Below are 19,863 nucleotides of genomic sequence, written 5' to 3'. Positions count from 1 at the left end.
GCAGGCCGTGCCGCCTCAGGCCGTCACCCCGCCGCCCGGCAACCCGCGCTTCCCGCTGCTGGACCCGCTGCGCGCGGTCGCGGCGCTGTTCGTCGTCGTCACGCACACGACGCAGCTCGGCGGCTTCAACGCCGGCGAGTTCCTCGGGGCCTGGACGGCCCGGATGGACAGCGGCGTCGCGATCTTCTTCGTGCTGTCGGCGTTCCTGCTGTACCGGCCGTTCGTCCGCGCGCGGCTCGACGGGCGCCCGCCCGTGAAGGTGTGGCGCTACGCGCGGCGGCGGGCGCTGCGGATCCTGCCGGCCTACTGGGTCGCGGTGCTCGCGCTCGGCCTGCTCGACCCCGACCACAACCCGGGCCTGTTCGGCGACCAGTGGTGGGTGTACTGGGGGCTGCTGCAGAGCTGGAGCGAGGACACGATCATCCAGGGCATCGGCGTCGCCTGGAGCCTGTCGGTGGAGGCCGCGTTCTACGTGCTGCTGCCGCTCTACGCCGGGCTGATGGCGCGTCTGCTGGGCAAGCGCGACCGTGACGCGCAGGCGAAGGGCGAGCTGCTGCTCCTGCTCGCGGGCGCCGTCGTGGCGATCCTCGTGCGCACGATCGTGGTCGCGGTCGATCCCCACGGCGTGTTCGGCAACCAGCTGCCGGGCACGTGGCTGTGGTTCACCGGCGGGCTCGTGCTGGCGGTGACGAGCGCGTGGGGCGTCCAGTCGCGGGCGGTGCGGTTCGCCGCTGATCACGCGCTGGTGTGCTGGCTCCTCGCCTTCGCGTGCCTGACGCTCGCCGCGTGGGCGATCGGCATGCCGCGCGATCCGTTCTCGCCGGACATCAGCAACGCGAGCCTGCAGCTCAAGCACGTGCTGTACGGGGCGATGGCGTTCTTCCTCGTCGCGCCGATGGTCTTCCACGACGGCCGCCGCTCGCTGCCCGCGATGCTGCTCTCGACCCCTGTCCTGGCGTGGCTGGGCCTCGTCTCCTACGGGATCTTCCTCTACCACCAGCCGTTCGTGTTCGCGTTCCTGGACACGCGCGTGTGGCCGCCGGTGGCGGGGATGGTGCTCTACACGGCGCTCGTGATCGCCGCGGCGACCGCCTGCGCGGCGGCCTCGTACTACCTGGTCGAGCGGCCGCTGCTGCGCTTCAAGGAGCCGACCGGCGGCGCCAGGACGCGCCCCCGGGCGCAGGCCGTGGCGGCCAAGTCCGAGTCGTAGCGCTTGGCGACGCTGCACAGCAGCTGGAACGCGCGCGCGTTCTCGGGCTCCTCCCGCGTCACGGCGACGATCCGCGCGCCCGCCTGCGCGTAGCGGCCCGCGCGGGCCTCGGCAATCGCAAGGTCCAGCGCGGGCGTCGTCTCCGGGTTCCAGCGCCGTGCGGTGCTCAGGTCGGCCGTGGCCTCGGCGAGCCGCTGCGGGTTGGGATCGGCGAGCGCGGCGCCGGTGATCCGGTCGGCCGCGCGCGCACCTCGCTCCTGCACGACGAGGAACCCGGCGAGGGCGAGCGCGAGGGCGGCGACGAGGATCCGGACGGCCATTCCCTGTCAGTATCGCGGCTCATGACCGGTGACCCGAACGTCTTCGAGCCGGAGTGGCAGGACGGCACGCCTCCGGGCGTGCGCGGCCAGATGGTCGGAGCCGCCGCGGGCGCGACCGAGCTCGGCGCGACCGTCTACGAGCTCGAGCCCGGGGTCGCCGTCTCGCCGTATCACGTGCATCACGGCAACGAGGAGCTGCTGATCGTCCTGTCGGGGCGACCGCGGCTGCGCACGCCCGACGGGGAGCGCGAGCTCGTGCCCGGCGCCGTGGTCGCGTTCCCGCGTGGACCCGATGGCGCCCACCGGGTGGCCGCCGGCAGCGAGCCGGCGCGTGTGCTGCTGGTCTCCACCATGCACTTCCCGGAGATCGCCGAGCACCTCAGCACGGGCGCGACGCTGACGATGTCCTCGCCGGGCGTCGGCAAGGCGTTCGGCGCGGACGGCGAGCGCCCCTTCGCGGATCTCTACCGCGAGGCGATCGAGCGCGACGCCAGCACGTCGTAGTACCCGTAGCGCGCCCGCAGGACGTACGCGCCGTCGATGTAGTCGTCGAGGGCGCGCGACCCGCTCGGCCGGCCGCGGCGGTTGGGCTCCGGCGCCGCCGAAGCCGGATCGGTCCAGCGGATGATCACCCGCGGCCGGGTCGCGCGCAGCTTGGCCACGATCGCCTGCTGCTCGTCCGGCTTGGCCTGCAGGAGCACGTCGCGCCGGAGCACGTTCGGTCGGTCCACCAGCCGGTGCAGCAGCGGGTTGGAGAACGACACCAGGTCGCTGCGCCGCGGCGCGACGTAGATCGGCTCACCCGGTGGGACGAGCCGCTGGACGAGCGCGACCGTCTTGGTCAGCGCCGCTGCTTCCGCCGGCGGGACGCGCACGTGCTCGAAGGTCGCGAGCTCCGGCGGCCTGAGCAGCGCGGAGGCCCGGTTCCCGACGCCGACCAGGATCAGGACCGCGAGCAGCGCCGCCCCCAGGACGCGCGGCCGGATCAGCGCCGCGAGCCCGGCCGCGAGCACCAGCAGCCCCTGCGCATGCTCCAGATCCGCGCGCGAGAGGAAGTAGACCGCCGCGCCCGCGCCGAGCACGACCAGTCCCACGCCCCGCCGCTGGAACGCCGCGACCGCCAGCACGACCAGCGCCCCGTACGGCGCCAGCCACGCCAGGAAGTCCTTCGTGTCCCCACCCGGGAACCCGTCCGGGAACGGCAGCCGCCAGTACTCCCCGTCCCGCGTGGCCTGCACGACGAGCGCGTCCCACACCCGGCCGGGCCCGGCCGCGACCAGAAACGGCGCGTACAGCGCCAGCCCGACCACGGCGGCGCTGACCAGTACGAGACCCGCGCCGCGCCAGCGCCCGGCCGCCGCTGCCCGCCCGCGCGCCGCGCTCGAGAGTCCGGCCGCAGGCGCGCCCTCGCCGGTGTCGCCGCCCTGGCTGGCCGTCGCGGCTGCATCACGGCGTCGCGCCGCACCTTCACGGCGGTCCCCCAGGACGAGTACGGCCGCCGCGGCCAGCGCGGCGATCGCGCCCATGTCCGGCCGCCAGAAGGCGGCCAGCCCCGCGAGCGCGCCCGCCCACGCCGGACGGCCCCGGGTGGCGAGGTAGACGGCGCCGAGCGAGAACGCGAGGGCGGGCGCGGTCGGGTTCGCGCTCGTCGGCTGCGCGGCCGTCACCGCCGCCGCCAGCCACGCGGGCAGCGCCCAGCGCGGCCGGACGTCCCGCACGAGCGCCCAGATCAGGACCGCCACGGTGGCGTCGGCGGCCACGCGGAGCACGCGCCACGACAACAGCGAGTCGCCGAGCCCCAGCACGGCCAGCGGCTGCCCCGGCCCGTAGGACCAACCGAAGTCACGCCACGGCCACTGCCCGTCCGCCATCCGGGCGGCGGCTTGCATCAGCACGCCCTCGTCGAGCGGCCCCAGATACCGGCGCGCGGTGAAGCCGCTGATGACGGCCGCGGCGAGCCACAGCAGCGCGACCCGCACGCGACCGTCGCGCGTCGCCGGCTCGCTCACGCGCTGCGCCTCAGGTAGCCGCGCAGCTCGCCCAGCAGGTCGCCTTCGAGGCGGCGGGTCACGGCCGCCAGCGCGCCGAGCCACAGCGCCAGCTCGAGCAGCGCCTGCCAGAGCGGCCGCTCGCCGCCCCACAGCGCGAGGCGCAGGGCCACGACCGGGAGCGTCGCGAGCGCGACGGGCACGGCCGCGCGCACGGCCATCCACGCCATGCGCGCGCCCGGCAGCAGGCGGCGGACGTAGACCGCGCGCACGGCCAGGACGCACAGCGTGCAGGCGACGCGGCCGATCACGAAGCCCCACTCGTCCCAGAGCAGCGTGCCGGGAATGGCCAGCGCCGCGAAGGCCGCGCCGAACGCCAGCGACTCGACCGCCTGCGGCCACGACTCGCCGCGGGCGCGGTAGAAGGCGAACCACGAGTAGCCGACCTGCTGCAGGGCGACGGCGACCGCCAGCCCGCCGAGCAGGACGATCGCGCCGCGCCAGTCGTCGCCCAGCACGAACACGATCAGGTCGGCGCCGAACAGCGCGAGCCCGGCACCGAACGGGAAGGCCCACATGAGCGTGAGCCGGTTCGCCTTCTCGAAGAGCTCTTCGAGCACGTCGACGCGGTCGCGGACGCGCACGATCGCCGGGTAGATCGTGGTCGCGAGGATCTGGTCGGCGCGGTCGGCGTACCGGGTCAGCGTCGCGGCGAGCGAGATGAAGCCGACGGCGACGATCCCGTCCCGCAGCCCGAACACCGCCAGCTGCCCCTGCGCGACGAGCAGCGCGACGAGCGACGTGACGAACACCGGCCAGGAGAACCGCAGGTAGCGCCGCGCCGCCGCCCGGTCGGGCCGCAGCTTCAGCGCGTACGGCGAGGCCCGCCAGGCGGCGACGATCGCGGCCAGGTTCCCCACGAACGGCCCGATCACGAGCGACCACACGCCCACCCCGGCGAGCAGCAACGGCACGGCCACCGCGACCGTCCCGAGCGGCACGATCGCCTGCAGCACGCGCAACCGCACGTACTCCATGCGCTTGAAGAACACCCACTGCGGCGCCTGCAGCGCGAACGCCACCGGCAGGTACGTCACGGCCAGCGTCAGCCCGAGCAGCCGCGAGTCGTCGTACGCCGCCGCCAGCACCGGCGCGAGCGCCGCGACGGCCACCGCCCCGATCACCCCGAGCGCCAATTCCACCGTCATGGCCCGCTGGAACTCGGCCTCCTCGTCGTCGACGGCCGTCTGGACGAACGCCTCGTCGATCCCGACCCGCCGCAGCGCGACGATCGTCATCGCCGTCGTCGTCACGATCCCGTACAGGCCGATCGCGTCCGGCCCCAGCAGCGCCGTCGCCAGCAGGCCCTGCGCCAGCACCAGCAGCTCCGCCCCGGACAGGAACGCGGCGTTGACCACGCCGCCACGAGCCGTGCGCGCACGCAGGCCGGGCGGGTCCGGAACGCGGCGCGGAGCCATCTGTCCAGCGATGCTAGTCGCGCATCCGGACCCGTTGGCAGACTGGCTGGTCGTGCCACTGCCCTTCTCGCGATCCCACATCGAGCGACTAGGCGGACGCTTGATCGCGCGAGACGACCCGGCCGACGCCGACATCACCGAGCTTCATCAGCTGCTCGAGGCGTACGACGACGTCCTGACAGCGACGCTGACTCGCGTCCGGGACGCGATCGACGTCGCGCCGACGTCGCGCGTCAAGAACACTGGAACAATCCTCGAGAAGCTCGAGCGCCACGGCGGCTCGTGGCTCAAGAGCATCCACGACCTCGCCGGCATGCGGATCGTGGTGGACCGCGACCGCAACGCTCAGGACGCGCTCGTCAGTGAGTTGATCAAGCTGTTCGGGGACGAGGCACGCGAGCCGAAGGTGATCGATCGTCGCGAGAGCCCCTCGCACGGCTATCGCGCTGTCCACGTGATCGTGTTCCCGGAGGACATGGCGGTGGAGATCCAAGTCCGAACGCGCTGGCAGCACGAGTGGGCCGACATGTTCGAGAAGCTCGCCGACCGTGTTGGGCGAGACATTCGCTACGGGCAGCCTCCAGAGACCGAAGTCGCAAGACTGCTGGTCGGCGCGGCTGATGCGGTTGCAGGCATGATTGGAGCGGTCGAGCAGATCGAGGCGATAGATCCAGCGAATGCGTCGCTGGTGGGGTATCGGCGAGATATCGCCGCCAGCCTCCACCGACAACGAGGGTTGATCGAGCGGTTGGTGTGACATGGCGCTGCCGACTACCATCAACCTCGTGAGTCACTTCCTCGTCGTCTATGACCGCACTGCCGGGGAGTTGATTCGACTCGAGCAATTCGAGTCGGCAAGCTCAGCCATGCAGGGGCGTTTCCGCGCCGAAGCTGAGATGCGGGGTCGTAAGGACGTCGAAGTTGTCGCCCTCAGCGCAGCCTCGGAAGAAGATCTGCGGCGCACGCACGGCCGCTACTTCCTCGGGCTCGACGAGCTCGCCAGCCGCATCGGCTAGCGGCAGTCGCCATGCTTTGGCGCCCGTGGGCGCCGACAAGATCCTCTTCGCGAGCTATTCCGGCGTCCTCGGCGGCGCCGAGCGCGTGCTGCTCGACTGCGTCACGCGGCTGGACCGGCCGCTCCGCGTGGCGTGCCCGCCCGGGCCACTCGCGGACGAGCTGCACGCTGCCGGGATCGAGCACGTCCCGCTGAAGGACCGGGGACTCCGCAAGAGCGCGGGCGGGACGCTCGGGCTGACGTACGAGCTGACGAAGCTCAAGCCGCGGACGCTCGTCGCATGGGGTGCGAAGGCGGTCATGGCGGCCGCCGCGGTGCCCGACACCCAGCGCGTCGCCGTGCATCACGACCTGTTCGACGCACCCGCGTTGCGCGGCGCCGTCCGCGCCACCACGAGGCGCGCGCACGTCGTGGTCGCGGCGAGCCAGGCGATCGCGGACGAGCTCAAACTGCCCGCCACCATCCTGCACCCCGGCGTGGACCTGACCCGCTTCACCCCCACCCCGTTGCCGGACGGGCCGCCGAGGGCGCTCGTCGCGGGCGCGCTCGTCGGCTGGAAGCGGCCGGATCTCGCGGTGGAGATCGCGCGGCGGATGCCCGAGCTGCACATCACCTTCGCGGGCGAGCCGCTGCCGGGCGATCCCATGCCAGACCTCGATCCGCCGCCCAACGTCACGTTCGCCGGCCGGGTCGACATGTCCACGGCCCTGCACGAGCATCACCTGCTGCTGCACTGCGCCGACCGGGAGCCGTACGGGATGGTGCTGATCGAGGCGCTCGCGGCCGGGAGGCCCGTCGTCGCGCCCGCCGCGGGGGGACCGCTCGAGATCCTGGAGACCGGGCTGTACGAGCCCGGAGACGCCGACGCTGCCGTCGCGCAGATCCGCCGCGCCCTCGACGATCCCGGCAACCCACGGGCGCGTGCCGAGCAGTTCGACGTGCGCGTGAGCGTCGCCCGGCTCGCCGCCGCCCTGGACGACCTTGCCGTGCCGACGCGCCCGCCGGCCGACGTGACCGTTTGAGCTGGGCTGCCGTCATCGTCCTGCACCGCAGTCGCGCGCACCTCGCGCGACTGCTCCCGACCCTGGACGCGCCGCAGCTCGTCGTCGTCGACGTCGGGCCCGACGACGGCGGCGCGCAGCTCGCCGCTGAGCACGGCGCAACGGTCATCGAGCGCCGCGACAACCCCGGCTACGGCGCCGCCAACAACGCCGGTCTCCGACACGTCACGCAACCGGTCACGGTCCTGCTCAACCCGGACACGATCGACCACGCGCGCGTGCTCCCGGAGCTCGCCCGACGAGCGAGCCTCCCAGGCCTGCACGCCCCGCGCCTGCTCAACGAGGACGGCTCCGTCCAAAGAAGCGCGCACCCGCTCCCCGGCACGCTCGGCGCGTTCCTGCCCGCGGCGCTCCCCCGCCTGCCACGCGCGCTCGAGGTCCGCGCGGAGCCGTACAAGGCCGACCGGCCGCGCACCGTCGGCTGGGCGATCGCGGCGGCGCTGGCCGGGCCGACGCAGCTGATCCACTTCGACGAGCGCATCCACCTGTTCGCCGAGGACATGGAGCTGTGCCTGCGCGCGCGCCAGCAGGGCCTCAAGACGTACCTGCACACCGACCTGTCGCTCACCCACACGGGTGGTCACAGCGTCACGAGCGAGCCCTTCGCGCAGCTGGCGCAGAACCGCCACGACGTGATCCAGCGGCGGTTGGGCAGCGGCCCGGCACGTCTGGACGACGCCGCCCAGATCCTCACGTTCGCCCTCAGAACGTACAAAGGCCGCCGCGAGCGTGAACAGCTCGCGGCGGCCTTGAAGCTACGACGGTGATGCTGGCTTACGCCGCTTCGCGCAGAGCGACGAGCTCCGGGCGCTGCGAGAGGCGCTTGAGGGCGCGCTCCTCGATCTGGCGCGCGCGCTCCGTCGACACGCCGAGCTTGCGGCCGGCCTGCGACAGCGTCTGGGGCTCACGGTCGCCCGCGCCGAAGCGCATCTCGATCACGTCACGCTCGGGCTCGGGGAGCTCGGCGATGGCGTTCAGGAGCGTCTCGGACTTCAGCGCCTCGTGGACCTCTTCGTCCACGGCCGGCGTCTCGATGGCCAGGAGGTCGCCGAAGGCGGTGTCGCCATCGTCGCCGACCGGCTTGTCGAGGCTGACCACGGCGCGGTCGGCCTTGCGGATCTCGATGACGTCCTCGAGCGGCAGGTCCGCAGCGGACGCGATCTCCTCGTCCGACGGCTCGTGACCGAGGCGAGTGGTGAGCTCGCGCTCGATGCGGCCGACCTTGCGCGAACGCTGGGCCACGTGGACGGGGAGGCGGATCGTGCGGCTCGTGTTCTCGAGGCCACGCTGAATCGCCTGGCGGATCCAGAGCGTCGCGTAGGTCGAGAAGCGGAAGCCCTTGCGCCAGTCGAACTTCTCGACCGCGCGGATCAGGCCCAACATGCCCTCCTGGATCAGGTCACCGAGGGCGAGGCCCTGGCCCTGATAGCGCCGCGCGTTGGCGACGACCAGTCGGAGGTTGGAGTTGATCATGCGTTCCTTGGCTGCCAGGTCTCCGCGCTCGATCCGCTTGGCGAGTTCGATCTCCTCACTCGGCTTGAGCAGCGGGTACCGGCCAGCCTCACGCAGGAGCAGCTGCAGCGAGTCGAGGGTCGGGTCAACCTCGTGCTCAGCGTCGCGTCGGCGTGGGGTGTCGGTGATGGTGCTCAGTTTGGGGTCCTTCCAAAGTCAGTTCAAAGCCCTACTGGGGCAGTAGGGATTATAGGCCAAGTTACTTGTTTCTGCAACCACCTTGCCGAGGCCCGTGAAACGTCACCGATCCCGGCGGCTCTTCTTCTCTTTTGGTGGGACAACCCCGTGTGTCCACGGCCGTCCCCCCGGAGAGGTCCTGACCATGCCGCTAAGCTTGTGACCGTTGCGGCGAAATCAGGGCGCAGGCGTTGGCCCGCGCACAACAGACAACCCGAAGAATGCCACAGGGTTACGCTGATTGTCCCCAGGCCGGGGAGAGATTTAACGGCTCCTCATCGAATCCGCGCCGCGCCGCGCCGCCCTGAGGGGCAGCAATCCGCCGACCGGACGGTCGATTTCTGGCGCTGTACGGCCGTTTGCGGCGGTTTCGGCAACGATCGTCCGCAGCCGCTCCTTGAAACGTTCGGCACCAAATCTATGTGCGGATCTCACACACATGGATGACTCCACACGCGCCACATCGAAGCCCGCGACGGCCTTCGCGAGCGAGCGCGGATCGTCCGCGTCGTCGTAGAACGCACCCGTCACGCCCTCCTCGACGGTCTCCAGAACGCCCCCGGCACGGAGCCCGACGACCGGCCGTCCGCTCGCCAGCGACTCGACCGCGGCGATCCCGAACTCCTCCTCGGCGGTGACCACGAGCGCCTGCGAGGTGCGCAGCAGGTCGGCCACCTCGTCGTCGGAGATGCGGCCCGTGAGCCGCACGGTCGGGCCGGCCAGGCGCTTCAGCCGCCGGTGCTCAGGTCCGTCCCCCACCACGACGAGCGGGCGCTCGAGCGCGTTGAACGCCTTCACGGCCACGTCGATGCGCTTGTGCGGCATCAGCTCGGCCAGCACCAGGTAGTGGTCGCCGACCGCGCCCGGGTAGAAGCGCGAGAGCTCCACGGGCGGGTGCAGGATCGACGAGTCGCGCCCGAAGTAGCGCTTGATCCGCTTCTGCGTGATCGCGGAGTTGGCGACGTAGGCGTCCACGCGCTGGGCCGCGATCCAGTCCCACTGACGCCAGCGCGAGAGCAGCATCCGCAGGGCCGGGCGCGTGAGCGGGCTGCGCGCGGCGAGCGTGGCCTCGCGCTCGGACCACGCGTAGCGGAACGGGTTGTGGCAGTACGAGACGTGGACGGCCCCGGGGTCGATGAGCACGCCGTGCGCCCAGGCGCTCGAGCTGGAGACGACGATGTCGTAGCCGCGCAGGTCCAGCGACTCGATCGCGTGCGGGTAGAACGGCAGCAGCGGACGGAAGGTGCGGGACGTGGGCCGCAGCTTCTGCAGGAACGACGCCTGCGGGTGGCGATGCGCGAAGCGCCCCTCGGTGCCCTTCTCGTCATAGACGGCGGTGAAGACGTCGGCGTCCGGCCAGGCGTCGCAGATGGCGGCGAAGACGCGCTCGGCGCCGCGCACGTCAAGGAGGAAGTCGTGAATCAGGGCGACGCGAGGCATGAACGCGCCATCCTACGTGCCTTCATGCGCGTAACCGTCACATTCGCCCTGCTTCTTGCCCTTCTGGTCCCCGCGACCGCGAACGCCGCCAAGCGCCAGGTGCCGCGCGGGTGGCTCGGCGTGGTGGCGGACGGCCCGCTCAACGACCCCGCCTACCCGCAGGGCCCGGCGGAGTGGGACCGGATGGCCGGCAGCGGCGTCGAGGCGGTGCGCACCGCCTTCTACTGGAGCGCGATCGAGCGCGCGCCCGGCCAGTACGACTTCGGCCTCAAGGATCAGCTCGTCCTCGCCGCGGCCCAGCGTGGGCTCAGCGTCCTGCCGGTGATCCAGGGCACGCCCGAGTGGGCGGCGCGCAACCCGGGTGACCTCGCGTCTCCCCCGCGCGACAACGCCGACTTCGCCCGCCTCCTGGCCGCGCTCGTCACACGCTACGGGCCCAGCGGGTCTTTGTGGATCGAGCACCCGGAGGTGTCCAAGCAACCGATCCGCGCATGGCAGATCTGGAACGAGCCGAACCTGACCCGGTACTGGAACGTGGCGCCATGGGCGCCGTCGTACGTCGCCCTGCTCAAAACCGCCGACAAGGCGCTCAAGGCGGCCGACCCGGGGTCCAAGACCGTGCTGGCCGGTCTTCCGAACGAGAGCTGGAAGGCGCTCGAGTCGATCTACAAGGCGGGCGCGCGCGGCGCGTTCGACGTGGTCACGCTGCACCCCTACACCGGCAAGGTCAAGAACACGGTGCGGGTCGTGAAGATCGTCCGGCGCGTGATGGAGCGCCGCAAGGACCGCAAGATGCCGATCTGGGTGACCGAGCTGTCGTGGCCGGCCTCCGCGGGCAAGGCGAAGGCGGAGGGCGGGGACTTCGCGACCACGGACGCCGGGCAGGCGTCGCGGCTCGCGGCCGCGCTCAAGCTGTTCGCGAAGGAGCGCAAGGCGCTGGGGGTGGAGCGCCTGTACTGGTACACGTGGCTCTCCGTCGAGGGGATCACCGACAGCGGCTTCGACTACAGCGGGCTCCGACGACTCCGGAACGGAGTGCTTCACGACGCTCCGGCGCTCTCCGTCTTCCGCCGGGAAGCGCGCCGGCTCCAGGGCTGCTCGAAGGCCCTGGGCGACGCACGGCGCTGCCGGACGTAGGCGTACGCTTACGGCGGCGTGCGGGACACCAGCGGGGGCTACGGCGCTGTCCTAGCAGAGCGGCCGATCCGAGATCTGCTGCTCGCTTCGCTCTGCGGTCGTTTCGCGTTCAACGCCCTCGGCCTCGGGTTCGTCCTGTTCGCCGCGGCCGAGACGGACTCGATCGCGGTCACCGGCGCGATGATCGCGGCGTTCGCGCTCACCACGGCCCTCGCTCCCGCGCGAGGCCGGCTCGTCGACCGGCACGGGCCGGCGACATTGGGCGCGTTGGCGGTCGCCAGCGCGGGGGCGGTCGCGCTGTTGGTCGCCGCGGGGGCCGCCGATGCGCCCACGTGGACGTTCGTGCTGTCGGCCGGTCTGGCGGGGTTGTTCGCTCCGCCGCTGGGTCCGTTCGCGCGGTCGGTCTGGAGTGGGCTGCCGGACCGGGGCCAGCTGCAGCAGCGGGTCCATGCCTTGGACGCGGCCGGCGAGGAGTCGGCGCTGATCGTCTCCCCCTTGATCGTCTCGGTGCTGGTGCTCGTCGGGTCGCCGGGGCTGGCCCTGAGCGTGTGCGCGGTCGCACTGCTCGTGGGTGCGGTGGCCGCGGGCCGGACGTCGCTGGCGCGGACCCCGGGCTCGCGCGCGTCACCCTCGACGCCGCTGCCGGCGTCGCTGTGGCTGGTCTTCGTCGCCTTCCTGCCCACCGCGGCCGCGCTGGGAGCGCTCGACATCGCGATCCCGGCGGCGGCGACCGAGCAGGGGCACCCGGCCGCCGCGGGGGCGATCGAGGCGACGATGGCCGTCGGGACGGTGGCGGGCTCGTTGCTGGCGGGGCGGCTGCTGCTCGGGGCGCCGGAGCGGCGGGTGCTGGCGATGCAGGCGGTGCTGGCGGGCGGGCTCGCGGCGGCGACGCTGGTCACGACGCACCTCGTGCTCCTCGGTGTCGTGCTGGTCGTGCCCGGGTTGGCGCTGGGCGCGCTGTTCGCGGCGCTCTACCTGCTCGTCGGCCGTTTGGCGCCGAAGGGGTCGGGCACGCGCACGTTCGGGTGGTTGGTGACCGTGAACAACGGCGGATTGGCGCTGGGTGCCGCGGCCGCCGGGGCCCTGGCGCAGTCGTCGGGACCCCGCGCCGGGTTCTGGCTCGCGGCGGCGTGCGCTCTGGCCGGCGTCGTGCCCGCCGTCGGCGCGTTGGTTTTGTCCGCGCGCGTACCACACCCGAATACGGCGCGCAGGCCCCGATGAGTACCTTCCGACTTACGGCGCGTTGGCGCTATTCGGGGGATCGAGACGAGGGAGGGGTCATGGGCCACATCAAGTGCTAGGGCATTGACTGTCCCCGCGCTTACACGCGCGGCCCACACACCTACCAATCCGCACGGCTCGACCGCCTCCGTGGCGTATACGCTTGCGCGCAATCGTGTCGATGCCTTCGGCTTCACACCCGAGAGTCGCACTGGCGATCCACGGCGCGGCTGCGGCCGCCCTCGTGCCCGCCTTCGTCTGGCTCGCCCCGCCCTCGCGCTGGGACCAGCCGGTGCTGCTGCTCGTCCTGCTCGCGCTGGCGGTGATCGCCGACGTGACCGAGATCAAGCTTCCCAGCGGTCTGTCGTTCGACGCGGCACTCGAGCTCGTGCTCATCGCGCTCGTGCTGCTCGGGCCGCTGCCGGCCTTCCTGGTCGCGGTCGTCCCGATCGTGATCGGCGGCCTCATACGCGGGGAGACGATCGTCCGCCAGGGCAACCTCGCGAACGTCGCCGCCTTCGGCTGGGAAGCGCTGGCCGGTGCCGCCGTGCTGTCGCTCGCCGGCGTGTCCGCCGCCACGCTGGGCGTGGAAGCCCTGCCCTGGGTCCTGGTCACCGGCATGGTCATGTTCGTCGTCCAGGTCTCCGTCGGCCCGGCGCTGTACATCCCGCTCTTCCTCGGCCACCCCTGGTCCGCGGTGCCCCGCATCGTGGCCGACCCGGTGCCCGCCACCGTGGTCATGGTCACGCTCGCCGCGGTCACCACCGCGCTCTATCCCCCACTCGGGATCCTCGCGCTGGCCATGTTCGCGCTCATCGCCGTGCTCCCGCAGACCGCGCTGATGCTCGCCGCCCGCACCCGCCCCGTCGCGGCGTTGGAGCCGCTGGTCGCCACCCGCCGGTACTCGCACGCCCTCGCGCTGCACCTCGGGTTGGACCGCGCCGAGCGCCGCCACCTGGCCCGGGTGACCGAGCTGGCCTTCGCCCGCCGCGCCGAGGCCGGCGACCCGATCGCCTACGCCCGCCAGACCCTCCGCGATCCGTCCCGCGCCTCGTGGGAGGCCGGTCACGTCGGCGAGTGGTGGAACGGCGGCGGCGGCCCGGCGGGCCTCCGCGGCGCCGTCACGCCGATCGCGTCACGCATCGTCGCCGTCGCCGACACGTGGTCGGCCCTGACCGCCAAGGGCGGCCCTGAGCTCTCCCACGCCGACGCCCTCGTCGAGCTCGAGAACGCGGCGGGCACGCGCTTCGACCCCCGCGTGGTCCAGGCGGCCTACGCCGTCGTGGCCGAGGAGTGCGTCTCGCCGAGCGAGCCGGCGCCGGTGCCGCGCCTGCACGCGCTGCGGGTGCCCGCGCCGCTGCGGCGGGCGCTGGCCGCGGGCTGAGTGCGAGATCGACCACTCGCTCCGGCCATCCGTCACTTGGTGTCGCTATTCGACATCAACTGACGACTCGTCCCGCGGACGAGCGCGCCGCGTCAGCCGCGCGCGATGCTCGTGCGCACCACGCGGTCGACCTCGGACGCCGTGCGCTCCCACGTGAACGCCCGCGCCCGCTCCAGGCCCAACTCACGCAGCCGCGCCTGCTCCGCCGAATCGCCCAGGAGTGACAGCAGCGCGTCCCGCAGCGCCTCGGCGTCAGGCGGCACCAGACGCGCCGCGCCCCCCGCCGTCTCGGGCAGCGCGGTGACGTTGGACGCGATGACCGGCGTGCCCGCGGCCATCGCCTCGAGGACCGGAAGGCCGAAGCCCTCGTAGACGGACGGCAGGACGAACGCCGCCGCGCCCGCGTAGAGCGCCGGCAGCTCGGCGTCCGGCACGGCCCCGAGCAGCGTGAGGCTCTCCAGGCCGTCCTCGGCCGCGAACTGCGGCCGGTGACCACCGGCGACGCGCAGCTCGATGCCCTCCGCCGCCAGGGCACGCGCCGCGGGCAGCAACGCCCGGAGGTTCTTGCGCGCCGTGTGCGAGGCGACGCACAGGACGTACGGGCGATCGGCCTTCTCCCCCGGGACGAAGCGCGGGTCGACACCGCCGTAGACGACCGAGGCGTCCACGTCGAGCAGGTCGCGGAGCTCGTCCCGCGAGAACTCGCTGACCGTGATCACGGCGCGGGCTCGCCGGGCGATCAGCGGCAGGACGCGGCGCTGGAACGCGGCGTAGGCGTTCGAGTACCAGCCCGGGTGGCGCAGCGGAGCGGCGTCGTGGATGACGACGACCACGTTGCGCGCCGCCAGCGGCGCGAGGTTCGCCGGGCACAGCAGCGCGGGTGCCCGGGCGCTCAGGACGGGCAGGACCGCCTGCTCCCAGGCGTGCCCCGCGCGGTGCACCAACGCGGGCGGCGGGCGGTGGATCGTGTAGGGCAGGCGCGCGCACAGCTCGCGCGCCCAGCGTTCCACGCCGCCGAGCTCAGGGCGCGCCGCGGCGCGCGCGTCGATCGCGAGCGGCCTCACTCCTGGACGGTGAAGACGGCGAGCTCGCCCTTGATGTTCTTGACGGCGACCTTCAGCGGCCCGATCGTGCCGGACTCGCCCATCTTGAAGGCCTGGCGGGCGGTGCCGGACTTCAGGGTCACGCGCCCGTCCTTGGTCTCGACGACCTCGAGCGTCTCGCCGAACTCCTGCTCGAAGTCCAGCGTGGCCGGCCCGGAGGTCTCGACGTCGCAGACGCCGCGGGTGCAGGCGAACTTGTACTGGCTCGCCGCGGCACAGCCGAGGAACGTCATGCCAATAACCGGGAGGACCACCATCGAACGCCGCATCGCTCGCACTGTATTCCGGCGTGCGCTTTGATAGGCAGCCGCATGAAGAGGCCAGTGCTTCGTCGCCGTCCCGGAGAGGTCGTCCGTCCCTCGGACATCGCCCCCGCCGACCCGCCGCCCGGCGCGCGCGTGCGCCTGCGCGTGCTCGAGCGCGAGGACCGGCGGGAGTTCCTGGCGCTCGCCCGCGAGAGCCATCGCCTGCACCGCCCGTGGACGTACCCGCCCGAGCGCGCCGACCAGTTCGACGAGCTCTACGGCCGCTCGCGCCGCGAGGACTTCCTCTGCCTGCTCGCCTGCCGCACCGACAACGATGAGATCGCAGGCGTCTTCACCATCTCCCAGATCGTCCGCGGCGCCTTCCAGTCGGCGTATCTGGGCTACTACGCCGCCGAGCGCCACGCCGGCCAGGGCCTGATGCGCGAGGCGCTCGAGCAGATCCTCGACCACTCGTTCGGCCCGCTCGGCCTGCACCGGGTCGAGGCGAACATCCAGCCCGGCAACGCGCCCTCGATCGCACTCGCCCGTGGGGCCGGCTTCCGCCTCGAGGGCTTCTCACCGCGCTATCTGCTGATCGGCGGCCAGTGGCGCGACCACGAGCGGTACGCCATCACCGCCGACGAGCACGCCGCGGCGAAAGCCAGCCAAGCCGCTTAGAAGAGCCCCAGCTGCTCGTCGTACACGAGGTCCGGCTCGGGGATGACGGGCTCGGGCTCGGGCTCGACCTCGGGCACGACCGGCTCCGGCTCCGGCTGCTCCAACGATGGGAGCGCCAGCAGCTCGGGAAGGCGGTGGAAGTCGGCTCGCAGGATGTCCAGCATCGAGCGGGTGTAGAGCGCCGCCGCCGGGTGGTAGATCGGGTACAGCCGCACGCGCCGGGGGCCGATCAGCCGCTCTTCCTCGCGCCCGTGCAGCCGCGTGATCCCGGTCGGGTCGCCGCGCAGGAGCTTCGTCGCGAAGTTGCCGAGCGTGCAGACGACCTTCGGCTCGATCAGCTCGAGCTGGCGGTACAGGTAGTCCTGGCAGTTGTCGAGCTCCTGCGGGAGCGGGTCGCGGTTGCCCGGCGGGCGGCACTTGAGCGTGTTGACCACGAACACGTCCGGTCGCGTCAGGCCGATCTCGCTCAGCAGCTGGTCGAGCAGCTTGCCGGCCTGGCCGACGAACGGCACGCCCTGCTTGTCCTCGTTCGCCCCCGGCGCCTCGCCGACGAACATCAGGTCCGCGTCGGCGTTGCCGGAGCCGAAGACCACCGTCGTGCGGCCCGCGGCCAGTTGCGGGCACTTCACGCAGGACTGGGCCTGGTGGAAGACGGCTTTGAGCTCCTCGCGCCGCTCCGAAGCGCTGGACATGAATCCACCGTAACGCCGCGCACGGCAGAATCGGTGGTGAATGCCCGCATCTTCCGCGACAAGAATCTCCTGCGCGGTGGTCGGCGCGGGGCGAATGGGCACGGTGCTGGCCGCCGCGCTCGGGGCGCCCGCGCTCAGCCGCGCCGACGCCGTCCCGGCCGACGTCGACGTGCTGCTCCTCGCCGTGCCCGACGGCGCGATCGCCTCGGTCGCCGCCACGATGCCGGCGGGGCCGCTGCTCGGCCACGTCTCCGGCGCGACCGGCCTGGACGTGTTCGGCGCGCGTGAGGGCTTCAGCCTGCACCCGATGATGTCCACGCCGCCCGGCAGCGAGCCCGGCATCCTGCGCGGCGCGGGCGGGGCCGTCGACGGCACCTCCGAGCGCGCGCTCGACACCGCCTACGCCCTCGCCGACCGCCTCGGCCTGCTCGTCACCCGCGTTCCCGCCGAGGACCGCGTCGCCTACCACGCGGCCGGCGCGATCGCCGCGAACTTCCTGGTGGCGCTGGAGGCCTGTGCCGAGCGCCTGGCCGCCACCGCGGGGATCAGCCGGCAGCAGCTCGCCCCGCTCGTCCTGGCCACCGCGCGCCAGTGGGCGGAGATCGGTCCGGAGGCCGCGCTGACCGGCCCGATCGCCCGCGGTGACGAGGGCACGGTCGAGCGCCACCGCGCGGTGATCGCGGAGCGGACGCCCGAGCTCTTGCCCGTCTGGACCGAGTTGGCGGAGGTCACCCGCGCCGTGGCGGGTAGGAAAGGCTGGGCATGAGAACGATCCGGACCGTCCCCGAGATGCGCGCCTGGCTCGGCAACCTGCGCGCCGAGAACCGGTCCGTCGGCCTGGTGCCGACGATGGGCGCCTTCCACGCCGGGCACCACTCGCTGATGCGGGCGGCCAAGGACGAGCAGGACGCGGTCGTCGTCAGCCTGTTCGTCAACCCGACCCAGTTCAACGACGCCCGCGATCTCGAGAACTACCCGCGCAGCGAGGCCAACGACGCGGTCGAGGCGTCCGAGCTGGGCGTCGACGTGCTGTTCGCGCCGCCGACCTCCGAGATCTACCCCGACGGCTTCGCGACGACGGTCAGCGTCGGGGGCCTGTCGGAGGTCCTCGAAGGCGCCGAACGCGGGCCGGGCCACTTCGCCGGCGTCTGCACCGTCGTGTGCAAGCTCCTGAACATCGTCTCGCCCGACGCGGCCTACTTCGGCCAGAAGGACGCGCAGCAGGTCGCGGTCGTGAAGCGGATGGTCCGCGACCTCGACATCCCGTCCAAGATCGAGGTCCTGCCGACCGTCCGCGAGCCGGACGGCCTCGCGATGAGCTCCCGCAACGTCCGGCTGAGCCCCGAGGAGCGCCAGGACGCGCTGCAGCTCTCCCGCGCGCTGTTCGCCGCGCGCGACGCCGTCGCCGGCGGAGAGCGGGACGCCGAGCGTGTCCGAGCCGTCGCGCTCGCACACCTCGACGACCCGGAGTACCTCGCGATCGTCGACCCGCTGAGCTTCACCCCGCTGACCACGATCGCCGCTCCCGCGCTGATCGCGGTCGCGGCACGCGTCGGACCCGTCAGACTGATTGACAACCTCGTGCTGGAACCCGTTCCGGCTCCGGTGGCGACCTGATCCCAGGCGTCAACCACTCCCAGGAGGAACCACATGTCCACCCCGCCCAAGGATCCGAACCGCAAGCGGATCACGCTCACCAAGCTCGCCGAGATGCGCGCGCTGGGCGAGCCGATCGTGATGATCACGGCCTACGACCACCCGAGCGCGCTCGTGGTCGAGGAAGCCGGCGTCGACGTCGTCCTCGTTGGTGACAGCGCCGCCAACAACGTGCTCGGGTACCCGGACACCGTGCCGGTGACCGTCGACGAGCTGCTGATGCTCACGCGGGCGGTCCGGCGCGGGCTCAAGACCCCGCTGCTCGTCGGTGACCTGCCGTTCGGCTCCTACGAGGCCAGCGACGCGCAGGCGATCGAGACCGCGCACCGGTTCGTCAAGGAAGCGGGCTGCGACGCCGTCAAGCTCGAAGGCGGCGGCACGTCGGCCGAGCGGGCACGCGCCATCGTGCGTGCCGGAGTGCCGGTGATGGGCCATGTCGGGCTCACGCCGCAGACGGCCACCATGCTCGGCGGCTACCGCGCCCAAGGCCGCACCGCGGCTCGCGCCCGCGCCGTGCTCGACGACGCGCTCGCGCTGCAGGAGGCTGGCGCCTTCAGCATCGTCTTCGAGGCGATCCCCGCGGACGTGACGGACGCGATCATGCCCTACATGGAGATCCCGATCATCGGGATCGGCGCCGGCGCCAGCACGGACGGCCAGGTCCTGGTCCTGCACGACCTGCTGGCGATCCACGACGACTTCCAGCCGAAGTTCGCCAAGCGCTTCGGGGCCGTGAAGGCCGAGATGCGGCGTGGCGTCGACGCCTACGCCGACGAAGTGCGTGCCCGGACCTTCCCCGGCCCCGAGCACACCTACAACATCGCGCCCGAGGAATTGGAGCGTTTCCGTGCGGATCTCCCAGCCGCCGGGCACACGCACGTGGGCTGATAACAAGGCCTTCACATACACTGGCGCGCGATGAGCCGGTTGACACAGCTGTTCGCGTCCAAGGAACGGGAGTTCTTCGACCTCTTCGAGGAGGCGGCGAGCAATTCCGTGCGCGCCGCCGAGCTCCTGGTGACGATCATCGACGAGTGGCCCGACAATGCCACCGCCATGCGCGACATGGTGATCTGCGAGCAGGAGGGCGACCGGATCACGCACGACATCATCCAGCGGCTGAACCACACGTTCGTCACGCCGTTCGACCGCGAGGACATCATCGCCCTCGCGTCAGCGCTGGACGACATCGTCGACTTCATCGAGGAGGTCGCGGACTTCCTCGGGCTGTACCGCATCGAGGCGCCGATGGAGCAGGCTGAGCGCATGGCCGCCGTGCTCCGCGACGCCACGCGCCAGATCAGCGAGGCGATGCCGCGCTTGCGGACGCTGAAGGACATCCACCACTACACGGTGGAGGTCAACCGGCTCGAGAACGAGGGCGACCGGATCTTCCGCGAAGGCGTCGCGTCGCTGTTCGAGCGCGGGATCGACCCGATGATGGTCATTCGCTGGAAGGACATCTTCGAGCGCCTCGAGGAGGCGATCGACGCCACGGAGCGGGCGGTCAACACGCTCGAAGGCATCATCATCAAGAACCGCTAGC

At 72.2% G+C, this 19,863-nt stretch carries 22 protein-coding genes; 14 read left to right on the top strand and 8 right to left on the bottom strand.

Features of this window, described 5'->3' with window-relative positions; genetic code table 11:
- Window positions 1-7: 7 nt before the first annotated feature.
- Window positions 8-1,210, top strand: a complete 1,203-nt coding sequence (locus C8N24_RS22935) for an acyltransferase family protein (RefSeq protein ID WP_121254506.1) — start codon at window positions 8-10, stop codon at window positions 1,208-1,210.
- Here C8N24_RS22935 and C8N24_RS22930 read toward each other — a convergent pair.
- Window positions 1,111-1,530 (bottom strand): hypothetical protein, encoded by a 420-nt coding sequence (locus C8N24_RS22930; protein ID WP_121254504.1) that lies wholly within the window; start codon window positions 1,528-1,530, stop codon window positions 1,111-1,113. The two genes, C8N24_RS22935 and C8N24_RS22930, sit on opposite strands and share 100 nt — an antisense overlap.
- Before the next feature lie 21 nt (window positions 1,531-1,551).
- Here C8N24_RS22930 and C8N24_RS22925 point away from each other — a divergent pair, with 21 nt between their 5' ends.
- Complete coding sequence (locus C8N24_RS22925; RefSeq protein WP_121254502.1) at window positions 1,552-2,034, top strand: cupin domain-containing protein; 483 nt, start codon at window positions 1,552-1,554, stop codon at window positions 2,032-2,034.
- Here the strand turns inward: C8N24_RS22925 and C8N24_RS22920 are convergent.
- Both C8N24_RS22920 and C8N24_RS22915 read right to left on the bottom strand, forming a co-directional pair.
- Window positions 1,995-3,539 (bottom strand): hypothetical protein, encoded by a 1,545-nt coding sequence (locus tag C8N24_RS22920; RefSeq protein WP_121254500.1) that lies wholly within the window; start codon window positions 3,537-3,539, stop codon window positions 1,995-1,997. The genes C8N24_RS22925 and C8N24_RS22920 overlap by 40 nt on opposite strands.
- Window positions 3,536-4,996: an oligosaccharide flippase family protein gene (locus C8N24_RS22915; RefSeq protein WP_170179335.1), complete on the bottom strand. Its 1,461-nt coding sequence runs from the start codon at window positions 4,994-4,996 to the stop codon at window positions 3,536-3,538. Before C8N24_RS22915 ends, C8N24_RS22920 begins: the two co-directional genes overlap by 4 nt.
- A gap of 100 nt (window positions 4,997-5,096) precedes the next feature.
- Here C8N24_RS22915 and C8N24_RS22910 point away from each other — a divergent pair, with 100 nt between their 5' ends.
- From C8N24_RS22910 to C8N24_RS22895, 4 genes are read left to right on the top strand one after another with little or no spacing between them, the layout of a single operon-like run.
- Window positions 5,097-5,753, top strand: a complete 657-nt coding sequence (locus C8N24_RS22910; RefSeq protein ID WP_170179334.1) for a nucleotidyltransferase family protein — start codon at window positions 5,097-5,099, stop codon at window positions 5,751-5,753.
- A 28-nt stretch (window positions 5,754-5,781) separates the two neighbouring features.
- Window positions 5,782-6,012 (top strand): hypothetical protein, encoded by a 231-nt coding sequence (locus C8N24_RS22905; RefSeq protein ID WP_147447940.1) that lies wholly within the window; start codon window positions 5,782-5,784, stop codon window positions 6,010-6,012.
- 25 nt (window positions 6,013-6,037) lie between these two features.
- Window positions 6,038-7,033 (top strand): glycosyltransferase, encoded by a 996-nt coding sequence (locus C8N24_RS22900; RefSeq protein ID WP_121254494.1) that lies wholly within the window; start codon window positions 6,038-6,040, stop codon window positions 7,031-7,033.
- Complete coding sequence (locus C8N24_RS22895) at window positions 7,030-7,839, top strand: glycosyltransferase family 2 protein (protein ID WP_121254492.1); 810 nt, start codon at window positions 7,030-7,032, stop codon at window positions 7,837-7,839. Before C8N24_RS22900 ends, C8N24_RS22895 begins: the two co-directional genes overlap by 4 nt.
- A 7-nt stretch (window positions 7,840-7,846) precedes the next feature.
- On the opposite strand, the gene C8N24_RS22890 is transcribed toward C8N24_RS22895, so the two are convergent.
- Window positions 7,847-8,647 carry a sigma-70 family RNA polymerase sigma factor gene (locus tag C8N24_RS22890; protein WP_238931499.1) on the bottom strand — a complete coding sequence of 267 codons (801 nt, stop codon included), beginning with the start codon at window positions 8,645-8,647 and terminating at the stop codon, window positions 7,847-7,849.
- A 378-nt stretch (window positions 8,648-9,025) separates the two neighbouring features.
- Window positions 9,026-10,201, bottom strand: a complete 1,176-nt coding sequence (locus C8N24_RS22885) for a glycosyltransferase (RefSeq protein ID WP_121254488.1) — start codon at window positions 10,199-10,201, stop codon at window positions 9,026-9,028.
- A gap of 24 nt (window positions 10,202-10,225) precedes the next feature.
- Here C8N24_RS22885 and C8N24_RS22880 point away from each other — a divergent pair, with 24 nt between their 5' ends.
- From C8N24_RS22880 to C8N24_RS22870, 3 genes are all read left to right on the top strand, one after another.
- A complete protein-coding gene (locus C8N24_RS22880) occupies window positions 10,226-11,338 on the top strand; it encodes a glycoside hydrolase 5 family protein (RefSeq protein WP_170179333.1) in 1,113 nt (370 codons plus the stop codon).
- Window positions 11,339-11,356: 18 nt separating this feature from the next.
- On the top strand, window positions 11,357-12,559 hold the full coding sequence (locus C8N24_RS22875; protein WP_121254486.1) for an MFS transporter: 1,203 nt from the start codon (window positions 11,357-11,359) through the stop codon (window positions 12,557-12,559).
- A 181-nt stretch (window positions 12,560-12,740) separates the two neighbouring features.
- Window positions 12,741-13,943 carry an HD domain-containing phosphohydrolase gene (locus C8N24_RS22870; RefSeq protein WP_147447939.1) on the top strand — a complete coding sequence of 401 codons (1,203 nt, stop codon included), beginning with the start codon at window positions 12,741-12,743 and terminating at the stop codon, window positions 13,941-13,943.
- A 92-nt stretch (window positions 13,944-14,035) separates the two neighbouring features.
- On the opposite strand, the gene C8N24_RS22865 is transcribed toward C8N24_RS22870, so the two are convergent.
- Window positions 14,036-15,007 carry a glycosyltransferase family 4 protein gene (locus C8N24_RS22865; protein WP_121254482.1) on the bottom strand — a complete coding sequence of 324 codons (972 nt, stop codon included), beginning with the start codon at window positions 15,005-15,007 and terminating at the stop codon, window positions 14,036-14,038.
- A complete protein-coding gene (locus C8N24_RS22860; protein WP_147447938.1) occupies window positions 15,004-15,315 on the bottom strand; it encodes a hypothetical protein in 312 nt (103 codons plus the stop codon). Before C8N24_RS22860 ends, C8N24_RS22865 begins: the two co-directional genes overlap by 4 nt.
- Window positions 15,316-15,357: 42 nt before the next feature.
- On the opposite strand from C8N24_RS22860, the gene C8N24_RS22855 reads away from it, so the two are divergent.
- The gene (locus tag C8N24_RS22855) at window positions 15,358-15,969 is read left to right on the top strand and encodes a GNAT family N-acetyltransferase (protein WP_121254478.1); all 612 of its coding nucleotides are present in this window, start codon (window positions 15,358-15,360) and stop codon (window positions 15,967-15,969) included.
- Here the strand turns inward: C8N24_RS22855 and C8N24_RS22850 are convergent.
- On the bottom strand, window positions 15,966-16,661 hold the full coding sequence (locus tag C8N24_RS22850) for a uracil-DNA glycosylase (protein ID WP_121254476.1): 696 nt from the start codon (window positions 16,659-16,661) through the stop codon (window positions 15,966-15,968). The two genes, C8N24_RS22855 and C8N24_RS22850, sit on opposite strands and share 4 nt — an antisense overlap.
- A gap of 94 nt (window positions 16,662-16,755) precedes the next feature.
- Here C8N24_RS22850 and C8N24_RS22845 point away from each other — a divergent pair, with 94 nt between their 5' ends.
- The 4 genes from C8N24_RS22845 to C8N24_RS22830 are packed head-to-tail and all read left to right on the top strand — an operon-like array spanning window position 16,756 to window position 19,862.
- Complete coding sequence (locus tag C8N24_RS22845) at window positions 16,756-17,427, top strand: DUF2520 domain-containing protein (protein WP_245971956.1); 672 nt, start codon at window positions 16,756-16,758, stop codon at window positions 17,425-17,427.
- Window positions 17,424-18,278, top strand: a complete 855-nt coding sequence (gene panC / locus C8N24_RS22840; protein ID WP_121254472.1) for a pantoate--beta-alanine ligase — start codon at window positions 17,424-17,426, stop codon at window positions 18,276-18,278. The genes C8N24_RS22845 and panC overlap by 4 nt, the downstream gene beginning before the upstream one ends.
- Before the next feature lie 33 nt (window positions 18,279-18,311).
- Window positions 18,312-19,205, top strand: a complete 894-nt coding sequence (gene panB, locus C8N24_RS22835) for a 3-methyl-2-oxobutanoate hydroxymethyltransferase (protein ID WP_121254469.1) — start codon at window positions 18,312-18,314, stop codon at window positions 19,203-19,205.
- A 30-nt stretch (window positions 19,206-19,235) separates the two neighbouring features.
- Complete coding sequence (locus C8N24_RS22830; protein ID WP_121254467.1) at window positions 19,236-19,862, top strand: DUF47 domain-containing protein; 627 nt, start codon at window positions 19,236-19,238, stop codon at window positions 19,860-19,862.
- The last annotated feature ends 1 nt before the right edge of the window (window position 19,863 follow it).

Origin of the sequence: Solirubrobacter pauli (assembly GCF_003633755.1) — a bacterium.
GTDB classification, from domain to species: Bacteria; Actinomycetota; Thermoleophilia; order Solirubrobacterales; family Solirubrobacteraceae; genus Solirubrobacter; species Solirubrobacter pauli.
The sequence above is the reverse complement of the archived record's forward strand: the minus strand, read 5'-3'. Positions and strand labels throughout refer to the sequence as shown.

What these genes read in the sequence shown, in the direction of transcription:
- C8N24_RS22930 (WP_121254504.1), bottom strand. Translation starts at nt 1,530, where the DNA reads ATGGCCGTCCGGATCCTCGTCGCCGCCCTCGCGCTCGCCCTCGCCGGG.
- C8N24_RS22925 (WP_121254502.1), top strand. Translation starts at nt 1,552, where the DNA reads ATGACCGGTGACCCGAACGTCTTCGAGCCGGAGTGGCAGGACGGCACG.
- C8N24_RS22915 (WP_170179335.1), bottom strand. Translation starts at nt 4,996, where the DNA reads ATGGCTCCGCGCCGCGTTCCGGACCCGCCCGGCCTGCGTGCGCGCACG.
- C8N24_RS22885 (WP_121254488.1), bottom strand. Translation starts at nt 10,201, where the DNA reads ATGCCTCGCGTCGCCCTGATTCACGACTTCCTCCTTGACGTGCGCGGC.
- C8N24_RS22880 (WP_170179333.1), top strand. Translation starts at nt 10,226, where the DNA reads ATGCGCGTAACCGTCACATTCGCCCTGCTTCTTGCCCTTCTGGTCCCC.
- C8N24_RS22870 (WP_147447939.1), top strand. Translation starts at nt 12,741, where the DNA reads ATGCCTTCGGCTTCACACCCGAGAGTCGCACTGGCGATCCACGGCGCG.
- C8N24_RS22860 (WP_147447938.1), bottom strand. Translation starts at nt 15,315, where the DNA reads ATGCGGCGTTCGATGGTGGTCCTCCCGGTTATTGGCATGACGTTCCTC.
- C8N24_RS22855 (WP_121254478.1), top strand. Translation starts at nt 15,358, where the DNA reads ATGAAGAGGCCAGTGCTTCGTCGCCGTCCCGGAGAGGTCGTCCGTCCC.
- C8N24_RS22850 (WP_121254476.1), bottom strand. Translation starts at nt 16,661, where the DNA reads ATGTCCAGCGCTTCGGAGCGGCGCGAGGAGCTCAAAGCCGTCTTCCAC.
- C8N24_RS22845 (WP_245971956.1), top strand. Translation starts at nt 16,756, where the DNA reads ATGGGCACGGTGCTGGCCGCCGCGCTCGGGGCGCCCGCGCTCAGCCGC.
- panC (WP_121254472.1), top strand. Translation starts at nt 17,424, where the DNA reads ATGAGAACGATCCGGACCGTCCCCGAGATGCGCGCCTGGCTCGGCAAC.
- panB (WP_121254469.1), top strand. Translation starts at nt 18,312, where the DNA reads ATGTCCACCCCGCCCAAGGATCCGAACCGCAAGCGGATCACGCTCACC.
- C8N24_RS22830 (WP_121254467.1), top strand. Translation starts at nt 19,236, where the DNA reads ATGAGCCGGTTGACACAGCTGTTCGCGTCCAAGGAACGGGAGTTCTTC.